The sequence below is a fragment of the Streptomyces sp. YJ-C3 genome, from assembly GCF_053891275.1.
Genome location: NZ_CM132685.1, coordinates 7,246,401 through 7,255,605, shown reverse-complemented (window position 1 = coordinate 7,255,605; position 9,205 = coordinate 7,246,401). Strand labels below are relative to the sequence as shown.

Here is a 9,205-nt window from a genome sequence, read left to right as displayed (position 1 = left end):
GTCACGCTGCCACCTCCAGGTCTGCGCGGATCAGATGCCGCCACTCGTTCACCGAGCTGTGCAGCGCGTACCGGAGCGCATCGCAGCTGTGGTCGTTCGCCTTCACCGGCTTGTCCTCGCCAGCCATCGCGGCCTTCTCGTCCCACGAGTACGACGGCAGCTCACCGAGCAGGCCCTCGCAGGAGCGGTGCACGAGCAGGCGGCCGGCGGCGAGCGCCATGGACACGGAGCGGATGCCGTCCTTCACGTCGTTGTCTGCCTTCGCGACGCCCTGTACGCCGTCGGCCCACAGTTGCGTCATGAACGAGGCTGCGGACGGGTCGACGAACAGCCAGTCCGGGGTGACCCCGGTGGCGCCCTTGTGCTCGAACTCGCGTAGCCAGCCGGTGACACCGAGGCTGTACTGCGCGTCGGTCATCTGCCGGTGCGCGGCGCGTGAGTCGTGCCGGTACTCGGAGGCGACGTACAGGCGGTCGTCGACACCGTGGCCGACGAGGAGCCCGACGAACGGGTTGATCGTGCCGTAGTCGATGCCCACGGACATCCAGCGGCGCATCTCCGGCAGCAGGTCGACGACGTGCCTGGTGTCGTCAAAGGCGTCGTAGACCGCGCCGGAAGCCAGGCACCAGTCGCCGAGGATGAACCGGCGGTACCAGAGCCCGGTGTACTGCGCTTTAAGGCGGGCGACCATCCGCGGGTCGAGCGACGGATTGTCGTCGAGGGTGAAGTGCCAGTGCGACAGCCCCACTTGTGGGGCGCGCAGGAGGAACTCTTTGCGCAGCCAGTGGAACGGGCCGTCCGGGTTGGTCGTGGCCAGGAGCCTCGACTGGTCGCCGACGCGGAGCCGGGACAGCAGCATCATCCAGAACTCGTACGGGACGAGCGTCGCCTCATCGACGTACGCGAGCGCGATGGTGGAACCGCGGATGCGGCCCTCGGCGCGCGCGTCTGAGGCGCCGATCAGGTGCACGGTTCGGCCGAGGATCGTTGCCGTCGTCGAGCCGGTGGTGTGGTGCACGTGCTTGGCCAGCGGGCCGAACAGATATTTCGACTGGAGCGGGTCGATCAGGTTCCGCTCGATGGTCTGGAGGGTCCGGCCGACGATGACGATCAGGCCGTGGTCCGGTGCGGCGACGAGCCGCAGGAGGAATGCGATCAGGGACGCGATGGTTTTCCCGGACGACACGGCCCCGGACCACAGGGCGAGGGGTGCGTCCTGTGACTCGACGATCGAAGCGATCTGCGCGCGCGAGAGCGGGAGATCGAGGTCACGGAGCATCACCAGCCCCCTCGCCGTCGGCCTCCTGGTTCATCGCGTTGTACGCCGCGGTGAGCCCGGAGGCGAGCTTGCCGAGCATGCTGATGCCGTCGTCGACTCCGTTGTTCGTGTCGAGCGCTTCGAGGCGGGCCGCTGCGGTGGTCGCCGTGCTGATGCTGGACACGAGGGCCTTACGGTCCTGGGCGGGCAGCCGTTCGACGGTGTACGGGACGGGCTTGCCGATGGACACCTCGACGAGGTTGTATCCCTCGCCCTGTTTCAGGTAGGCGAGTTCGTCCTCGGCGACGTCGTAGAGGCCCTCGATGATCGCGGCGCGGCGGGCCTTGGCGTCCTGCATCTTGGCCTCCGTTGCTGCCGCGGTCGCGGACCGGTCGAAGCTGATGCCTTCGTCCTCGCAGATGAGGGAGACCGTGCGGAGCGATCGGCGTGTGAGACGGGCGATCTCGTTGCGGCCCTTGCGGGACCGGGCGAGACGGATGATCTCGGCCCGCTCCTCCGCGGTGACGCGGCCGCCCTTGGAGAACTTGGGGCTCGTCGACATGGCCACCCCCGGGCGTGCGAAAGCCCGGCCGCTGCGACGTGGCGGCCGGGCTCGTCAGTGATCGGTCAGGCTTTCCACCCGGCGTCGAGGCAGGACTGCGCGAACGCGTCTGCGGCGATCTGCCATGCCCCGTCGGATCCGCCGGCGCCGCGCGCGAGCACCTTGCCGTTATCGGCGATGTTCCGCGTCTGCGACTTGGGCGCCCACTTGTTGACCTTGTGGGCGAGGTCGAGCCGGTCCGGTGTGGTCACGGCGGCCTTGTAGTCCTTGGCGAAGTCGTCGCACGCGAACTTGCCCGCGTCGTCGAGCTTGTCGGGGTCAGCCTTGGCGGGCGCTGCGCTGGTGTTGGACTTGGCCTCTGGTTCGTCGCTGCCGTCCGGCACCATCACACCGGCGAGTCCGATGAACGCGATCACGCCCCCAATGGTGAGGGCGATTGCGAGACGAGGCGGCTGCTTCTTGGGTGGCCGCGGCGGCTGAGCACCCCATTGGGGTGGCGGTGTGGGGGTTCCCCATCCTGGGGGCGGTGTCTGCTGTGCGTGCGGTGGCGGCTGTTGTGGCCAGCGTGGCGGCTGCTGGTTCATGGTCCCCCCAGGGATGGCGTGGCGAGGGGCCATCATCCGCGGGTGTGGGGGAATTGTGAACGCCTGTGGCTGACCTGTGACAGTCGCTCGTTTTCGGGCACGCCAAATCTGCGGCCCAGTGTGCATGATCGTCGGCTGTAATTCAACGCCTGATGAATATCTGCCCTCGGGCACGCGAGAGCCCCGCCACGACGGGGGACGCAGCGGGGCTCTCATGCCGGGCGTTACACGGCGCGCAGCTTTCAGTGCGGCGCAGCGCCGGCTACTTGTCCGCCCGCTCCACGGTGTGGGTGGCGCCCTCCGGCTGTGCGCTCTGTGCCTGGTTCGGCGGGTAGTAGCCGCCCCGGGACGCCTGATAGGTCGTGGTGTGCGTGGTGGTCTGCTGCGCGGCGTCGTCGTCGCGGATGGGCATGTCTCGGCGCAGTGCCATGATGGCCGTCCTGTCTCGTGTGATCGGGGTGGGTGAACCGGGGCGGCCGACTAGCTGCCAGGCGGGCGGCCGCTCCGGGGTAGATGACCGGGTAGATATCCCGGTAGATCGCGGTAGATGAACCGGTAGACGCGCAGGTCAGACGGCGGTAGACGGCGCGGTAGACGTCTCAGGCGCCGCAGCCGGGGCAGGGGCCAGATCAACGCGCCGCACACCCCTCGTCGGACCCCGCCCGCCGGCCTTCACCTTGGGGTGCACGCGAACCCCCAAGGCCTCCAACTGAGAGCGCAGATCGGACACCTGCCAGGAGGCCGTGAGGGCCGCGGTATCGGGGCGCTGCTGGAGGTGGTCCAGGACGGTCGAGAGGTGCACCGCGGAGTCGCTGCCCATGAGGTCCAGCAGGAGCGCGCGGATCGTCTCCCCTGGAGGCGCTGCCGGGGCCGCCTCGGAGGGCTGCTCCGAGGGCGCTCGTCCGGCCTTCCACGCGGCCCGGCACCACAGGGCGGCGAACAGGCTGCACAGCCACGGCAGCGCGCGGAGGATGCCGTACGCAATCCAGGCAAGGACGCCGAGCAGGACGAGGCGGAGGACGGGGCCGAGGGCCGCGCGCCAGCCGGTGAGGTCGTCGCGGCGTCCGCGCCGCACCCACGCGGTGAGGGCAGCGGTACGGCGTTGCCACACGATTGCGCTACCCCGGGCAAGACGCTCCGCCGTGCGCACACGGACGGTACGGGCGAGGAACTTCACAGCAGGCCCGCCCCCTGCACGCTGTCCTTCAGCACGGTCCCGGCCTGGTTGATGAGGTCGGGCAGGAAGTCGAGGGCGGAGGCGACTCCGGCGGTGAGGCACAGACAGACGCCGCAGAAGATCCCGCCGACCATGCGTTTCCGCTCATCCTTGCCTGCGGCGCGGAACGCGAAGATCGTCCCGCAGGTGATCAGGAAGACGATCACTGCGCCTTCAGGGGTGAGCTGGCCAAGGTCGCCGTGCGTGATCGCGGCCTCGGATGCCGTGCCGGTGGCGGCCTGAACTCCCTTGCCGCCGCCCGTGTTCGCGGCCTTGGCCGAGCATCCGGCGAGCCAGCCGAGCATGCCACCGGCGCACATCGTCGACAGCGCGCCGAGGAGCGAGCCGAGCCCGAAGGACTTGAGCTTGGCGGGGTCGCGGTCGCCCGACCACCAGCGGCGGAGGTTCGCCCACAGGACGACGAGGACGATTGCGACGCCCGCGAAGGTAAGGCCGGTGCCGGTCATCGGTGGACTCCTGTGACGAAGGTGATCGGGTCGAACCAGTCGAGGACGCCGAGGGATCCCACGGCGGTGGTGATCAGGGCGAGGCGGAGCAGCCAGCGCTTACGGCGCTTGTCGAGGAGGAACGCCGCGCCGAGGGCGAGGAGCGCCGTGGTGTAGGCGCCGGCGAGGGTGTCGGTGCGCATCTCGTGCAGGGCGCGCGCCCAACCGGTGGCCAGGGACCAGCCGTTGAACAGGGGCAGGACGCTGACGGCGCCGGCGGTGAAGGACTGCCAAGGGCGGATCCACCGCATCAGCCACGACCAGTCACGGCGCTCGTCCGGCTCCGGGGCGGTGGCCTCGGCCGGCGGATCGGCGATCGGTGCGGGAGCGGGGCGCGGCGTCGGAGTGTCGGCGTTGCCGTCGAGGACGTCGTCGAGCCAGTCGCGGGGGCGGGTGGGGAAGCCGGGCGGCAGGTGCTCGGGGGCGGGCGGGAGCGGCTGCTCCTCGCTGGTGCCGAGGCTGACGCCGCGCCTGCGGAGGATCGCGCGGACGCGCCGCTCGTCGGGCCCGGGGCGGGTGTTGGTCATGGGGTGGGCCTCTCGGCAAGACGGGTCAGGGCGACGGGGTCGAGGGCGGAGATCATCCGTAGCCGCCTTCCATCGCGGCTTTGCCTCGTTCGCGGCGAACAGTGGCCGCCACGCTCGCCTTGTTCGCAGTGGGGATGATCGCGATCACGCCGCGAACGGCGTCCGCGTTGCTCGGGTGGATCGCGATCTGTTCGCGGACGACGTCGGCCATGCTCGGCGACTGCTCGCGATCGGGGTTCGGGCTGGTCACGGCAGCGTTCGCGACGTGTTCGCGGACCGTGTTCGGGGCGGCAGGTGCGGTGTTCGCGACGGCGTTCGGCTGCTCGCGTTCGGCCTGCTCGGGTTCGCGAACAACGTCGATCGCCTGCTCGGCTGCGGCGGCGAACGTGGCCGACTCGATCGCCGCGGGCGGTGTCGTGTTCGCCAGCGCGGGCGCAGTGTTCGTCGGGACGCGCTCGATGTTGAGGACACCCTCGACCGGGGCCAGGGCCCGGCCGTAGCGGGTGAGGCGCAGCGCCATGACGGCACCGACGGGCGCACGCCAGCGCCAGCGCCAGCCGTAGCGGGAGCGGAGCCGAGCCCGTTCGACGAGTCGGGACTGCTCCAGCTCGATCACGGCGTCGTACGAGCGGAGTTCCCACAGCTTCATGCGGCGCCACAGTCGGAACGTCGACAGCGGAGAGAGCAGCCACCGCGAGAGGCGCACCGAGTCCATGTGGCGGCCGGCGGTGATGGCCGCGGCCTGGCCGATGGCGTGCCGTGCGGCTTCGACGATGACCACGAAGAGCACGGGGATGACGGCGTGCATGCCGGTGCCGATGGGGTCGGGCCAGGCGGCGGCGCCGTTGAAGGTGATCGTTGCGCCGGTGAGGAGCCATGCCGTGTGGCGCAGCAGTGGCAGCGTCATGCCGAGCCAGGTGAGGAGCAGGTCGAGTGCGAGGAGTACGAGGATCCCGGCGTCGATGCCGATCGGGAAGATCGTGGCGAACGCGCCGAAGTCCTTGCGCTCGGCGAGGTCGGCGACGGCCGCGTATGAGCCGATGAAGCCGATCGCGGCGATGACCGCGGCGCCGACGGCGACGGCGACGACGAGTCGGCGCTGTAGGCGCGTCATCTTCACGGGTGCCTCCAAGGAGCGAGAGGTGGCCGGGCCCGCCCCGGGGGATGTGGCGGGACCCGGCCGGTCAGTGGCGATCAGGTCCAGTTGCGGCGGCCGCGGAAGCGCTCCCCGGCCGCGTCGCCGTCGCGGAAGACGCGGGCGCGGTGGCCGGCACGGCGTCGCGCGGAGGCGTCGGCGCTGCTGGTGTCGGGGCGGTACCGGTCGACGCCGCGCCGCTTGTCGGTGCCGAGGAGTCGGCCAAGGAGGCTCATCGATTGCCTGCCTGCTCGTTGCCGTGAGCACGGGCCTCGGCGAGCTGGTTGCGGGCGGCGGCCTGTTGCGCGGCGGCCTGGGCCTTCGCGTAGTCCTCGGCGGCCTTGCGCTGGAGTTCGGCGACGCGGGCGGCTTCATCGGCCGAGGTCTGATCGGTACGCTCCATAGCGGACCTGCTCCTTCTCGCGTTGTGGGTGGGTCCGCCCCCGGCCCATATGGCGTTCCAGCGCCGGGCCGGGGGCTTTGTGCATCAGCAGCGTTCGGCTGCTTGCTGAGGACTGTAGGGGTCCCCTACAGTTCAGCGCAAGCGGCCCACCGAAAGAAAGGGCCGGGATGAGCGACGAGGAGGTGCGCCGCGTGTCGGACGCCCTTGATGCGGTCGAGCAGATCGCCGACTTGGAGCAGCGGGTTCGCGCGAAGAGTCAGGTCATGGCCGCTCAGGCCGAGCGCAACAAGGAGTGGTCCCGTGAGCGGGATGAGGTGATCCGTCGACTGAACGTGGAAGAGGATCTCTCGTATCGGCAGATCGCGGCGCGGCTCGGCGTGAAGCTCAGTACGGTGCAGGCGGTGTTCCGCGGCTACAAGGGGTCGGGGACTACGCGGCCGAAGAAGAGTGACGCGGAGGCGTAGCGGTGGATGATCTCGCGCAGTGGCTCGGCGATCAGCTCGACGAGGATGAGCGGATCGCGCGGGCGACGGAGTGGTGCGCTGGCACACGGACCTTCAACGGCTGGGACGCGGCCCGAACCGACGAGTACGAATGGGAGGTCCGCTCGCGGAACGCGGTGATCGCGTCGGGACTGAACGAGGAATTCGTCCACCACATCGTCGCCCACGATCCGGCGCGGGTGCTGCGCGAGATCGAAGCCAAGCGGGAGATCATCCGACAGGCGGACCTGTACCTGTGCGACTCCGGGCCCGGGTGCGGCTATCGCACGAAGCACGGGCACAGCGTGCTGCGTCTGCTCGCCCTGCCGTACGCGGACCGGCCCGGCTACCGCGAGGAGTGGCGGCCGTGACTATCCAGCTCAGGTTCATCGGCGGCCCCGCTGACGGCCGTACCTACGAGATTCCCGACGAGGCTCCGCCGCCGCTCTACCTGATCCCAATCGTGCCGTCTGCCTCGGAGCCGCTCACTGCACACCTAGAGCCGACGCCCACGAACGCAGCCGAGTACGAGCCCCTGCGTGACGCTGGCTGGCCGCGACGGGCAGACGATGGCGCCTTCCTCTATCGGCATCGCGTGCCACCCGTGACGCCAGAGGAACGGCCCCGGCTGGAGCGAGACCGCCGAGACGCCGCCGAGCGAGAGAAGGCGCGACAGGCTGAGATGGCCGAGAGCTGGCGGCAGATCCGCGAGGAGCGGCCCCACTATCCGGAGGACTGGCGCGACCTGTAGCCGCACACGAACGAGCCCCCGACCCATCAGGGCGGGGGCTTCGTCGTGCCCGCGCGCCGTTCGTCGAGGGCCCGCTTAAGATCCGCCCGTGGACCTACCTGACAGATTGATCGAATTGCAGCGCGCGGCCGACGACGAGGGCCGCAAGATCGAGCACCTCGACGACGAGCAGCGGAGCAAGCAGCGCGAGGTGTGGTTCGAGGCCGCGGCCAAGGTGGACGCCGCGGTCACCGAGTACGCGCGGGAGAACGAGCTCAACCGGTACGCCGTCGAGAAGGAACTCCGGCAGACGGTCAGGCACCCTCCGAAGCCTGAGGAGTAGGCCACTCGCGGAGAGTCCACTCCTTCCCGTCGTCCCACTCGGTGAGGAGGACGTGGGCGCCGGCGTTGTCGACGTGCTCGCGGCGGAAGCTGGTGAACTTCCCGTCAGCGATGTCGGGGTCGTCCCACCAGCCGTCTGCGATGCGCTTGCCGTCGATGGTGAGGGTGAGGTGGTAGCGGCCTGGGGGCTGCTCGCCTCCGGATCTAGACTCGATCATGTGAGCGACTTTAGGCGGCGCGGTCCGGCCGAGCCGGACGACGTGGCGGCGGCGCGAGAGCGTGCTGGCCGTGCTCGCCGTGCTGCCGCTGAGGCTCGCGCTCACGCTGACGCGGGGGATGCCGATCCGGCCCGGTGGGGTGTCGAGGCGGACGTTGCCGCGGTCCGGTCGTGGGATCCGCGGCTGGCTCGTGAGGTGGGCCCTCCGGATGCTGAGCCGGCCGACGCGCTGTGCGGTTCCACGGCCACGTTCTGGCCGGAGGCGGAGCACCTCGACGTGGTGTGTGGCCGGGCGCCGCATGGTCCGCAGCTGCGGCACCTCGACCTTGCTACAGGTATGGAGTGGTCCGACGACGACGTGTGACTCCACCGGCAGGAGGGGGTAGCGCCCCGCACGAGGTCTTTCGGGGCACTGGTGTGGGGCGTAGCGTTGATGGCCCCTTGGGGGTACAGGAGCCCGCCGACCGTAGGGGTACTGGTCGGCGGGCTTCCTCAATGCCTGCCTCTGCGCACCTCGTAGACGTACCAGCGGCCGAGGACGTACGTGCCGATCCCGATCGCGATGATGGCCGGGGCTCCGAGCACCTGCCGCAGTGGGCCCCAGAACATCGCGATGCCGCACACCGCGGTGACGATGCCGAGCGCGGAGACCGCATAGCCGGTTGCCAGCAGAGTCCGATCTGCGGCGCTCACGAGAGCCCCCGGTACTCGTCCATGCGGTCGCGCAGGTCGTCCCCGCTCAGCACGACCGCCCCGTCCGGGCCGAGGACGCCGACCGGGGAGCACTGGCCGCTGTCGGCGCCCTCGCTCAGGAACGCCACGGCCCGATCGAGGCTCTCGCACTCCATGGCGCCCTGCTTCTGGAGCCGCATGTAGCGCGCAACGTACCGGCGTTCGCTCATGCCGCCACCATCCCACCCTCGGTCCAGATCCGCCCGCACCCTTCGCAGCGCGCAACGGGGCCCGGCCGCTGCTGTAGATGGGCTGCGAGTTACGGCGCGGGGGTGGCCACGGTGGTCAAGTAAAGGTAAGTGGCGCGACGTGGCGGCTCCGGCGTCTCTTCGCCGAGTACGTAGATCGCTATCGTCCCCGGGTCGTAGTCGAGCGTGAGACGGCACTCCACCACAAGTTGCCGCGTGATGGGCCAAGCCTCGACGTGCCCGTCACATGGGCCACCGCGGAAGTCAACCTGAACTGTTTCCACTGCGGGGTATCCGTTTCTACTCGAATTTTGGACAGGCCC

Annotated in this window: 16 protein-coding genes and 1 pseudogene; 4 read left to right on the top strand and 13 right to left on the bottom strand. The window is 70.0% G+C overall.

Annotated features, from left to right (window positions below):
* Position 1: 1 nt before the first annotated feature.
* From ACVHNB_RS32835 to ACVHNB_RS32790, 10 genes and pseudogenes are all read right to left on the bottom strand, one after another.
* Positions 2–1,279 carry a PBSX family phage terminase large subunit gene (locus tag ACVHNB_RS32835; protein WP_456226537.1) on the bottom strand — a complete coding sequence of 426 codons (1,278 nt, stop codon included), beginning with the start codon at positions 1,277–1,279 and terminating at the stop codon, positions 2–4.
* Complete coding sequence (locus ACVHNB_RS32830) at positions 1,269–1,820, bottom strand: helix-turn-helix domain-containing protein (RefSeq protein WP_456226536.1); 552 nt, start codon at positions 1,818–1,820, stop codon at positions 1,269–1,271. The genes ACVHNB_RS32835 and ACVHNB_RS32830 overlap by 11 nt, the downstream gene beginning before the upstream one ends.
* Positions 1,821–1,885: 65 nt before the next feature.
* Positions 1,886–2,236, bottom strand: coding sequence for a hypothetical protein (locus tag ACVHNB_RS32825; RefSeq protein WP_456226535.1), 351 nt, complete (start codon positions 2,234–2,236; stop codon positions 1,886–1,888).
* 430 nt (positions 2,237–2,666) lie between these two features.
* Positions 2,667–2,834 (bottom strand): hypothetical protein, encoded by a 168-nt coding sequence (locus ACVHNB_RS32820; protein ID WP_456226534.1) that lies wholly within the window; start codon positions 2,832–2,834, stop codon positions 2,667–2,669.
* Positions 2,835–2,972: 138 nt separating this feature from the next.
* A complete protein-coding gene (locus ACVHNB_RS32815; protein ID WP_456226533.1) occupies positions 2,973–3,515 on the bottom strand; it encodes a hypothetical protein in 543 nt (180 codons plus the stop codon).
* 62 nt (positions 3,516–3,577) lie between these two features.
* Positions 3,578–4,087: a hypothetical protein gene (locus ACVHNB_RS32810; protein WP_456226532.1), complete on the bottom strand. Its 510-nt coding sequence runs from the start codon at positions 4,085–4,087 to the stop codon at positions 3,578–3,580.
* Positions 4,084–4,653: a hypothetical protein gene (locus ACVHNB_RS32805; RefSeq protein WP_456226531.1), complete on the bottom strand. Its 570-nt coding sequence runs from the start codon at positions 4,651–4,653 to the stop codon at positions 4,084–4,086. The genes ACVHNB_RS32810 and ACVHNB_RS32805 overlap by 4 nt, the downstream gene beginning before the upstream one ends.
* A gap of 289 nt (positions 4,654–4,942) precedes the next feature.
* Positions 4,943–5,767: pseudogene (locus ACVHNB_RS32800) on the bottom strand (DUF2637 domain-containing protein); the annotation flags it as partial.
* 80 nt (positions 5,768–5,847) lie between these two features.
* Positions 5,848–6,024 carry a hypothetical protein gene (locus ACVHNB_RS32795; RefSeq protein ID WP_456226530.1) on the bottom strand — a complete coding sequence of 59 codons (177 nt, stop codon included), beginning with the start codon at positions 6,022–6,024 and terminating at the stop codon, positions 5,848–5,850.
* On the bottom strand, positions 6,021–6,191 hold the full coding sequence (locus ACVHNB_RS32790; protein ID WP_456226529.1) for a hypothetical protein: 171 nt from the start codon (positions 6,189–6,191) through the stop codon (positions 6,021–6,023). The genes ACVHNB_RS32795 and ACVHNB_RS32790 overlap by 4 nt, the downstream gene beginning before the upstream one ends.
* Positions 6,192–6,358: 167 nt before the next feature.
* Between ACVHNB_RS32790 and ACVHNB_RS32785 the strand changes: the two genes are divergently transcribed.
* The 4 genes from ACVHNB_RS32785 (at position 6,359) to ACVHNB_RS32770 (ending at position 7,746) form a co-directional block, all read left to right on the top strand.
* Entirely contained in the window at positions 6,359–6,655 is a 297-nt protein-coding gene (locus ACVHNB_RS32785) for a helix-turn-helix domain-containing protein (protein ID WP_456226528.1), read from the top strand.
* Between the two features lie 2 nt (positions 6,656–6,657).
* On the top strand, positions 6,658–7,044 hold the full coding sequence (locus ACVHNB_RS32780) for a DUF6221 family protein (RefSeq protein ID WP_456226527.1): 387 nt from the start codon (positions 6,658–6,660) through the stop codon (positions 7,042–7,044).
* Positions 7,041–7,424, top strand: coding sequence for a hypothetical protein (locus tag ACVHNB_RS32775; protein WP_456226526.1), 384 nt, complete (start codon positions 7,041–7,043; stop codon positions 7,422–7,424). The genes ACVHNB_RS32780 and ACVHNB_RS32775 overlap by 4 nt, the downstream gene beginning before the upstream one ends.
* Positions 7,425–7,512: 88 nt before the next feature.
* A complete protein-coding gene (locus ACVHNB_RS32770) occupies positions 7,513–7,746 on the top strand; it encodes a hypothetical protein (RefSeq protein ID WP_456226525.1) in 234 nt (77 codons plus the stop codon).
* On the opposite strand, the gene ACVHNB_RS32765 is transcribed toward ACVHNB_RS32770, so the two are convergent.
* The 3 genes from ACVHNB_RS32765 to ACVHNB_RS32755 form a co-directional block, all read right to left on the bottom strand.
* A complete protein-coding gene (locus tag ACVHNB_RS32765; RefSeq protein ID WP_456226524.1) occupies positions 7,718–7,963 on the bottom strand; it encodes a hypothetical protein in 246 nt (81 codons plus the stop codon). The genes ACVHNB_RS32770 and ACVHNB_RS32765 overlap by 29 nt on opposite strands.
* A gap of 491 nt (positions 7,964–8,454) precedes the next feature.
* Positions 8,455–8,655, bottom strand: a complete 201-nt coding sequence (locus tag ACVHNB_RS32760) for a hypothetical protein (protein ID WP_456226523.1) — start codon at positions 8,653–8,655, stop codon at positions 8,455–8,457.
* Positions 8,652–8,864 carry a hypothetical protein gene (locus ACVHNB_RS32755; RefSeq protein WP_456226522.1) on the bottom strand — a complete coding sequence of 71 codons (213 nt, stop codon included), beginning with the start codon at positions 8,862–8,864 and terminating at the stop codon, positions 8,652–8,654. Before ACVHNB_RS32755 ends, ACVHNB_RS32760 begins: the two co-directional genes overlap by 4 nt.
* Positions 8,865–9,205 lie beyond the last annotated feature (341 nt).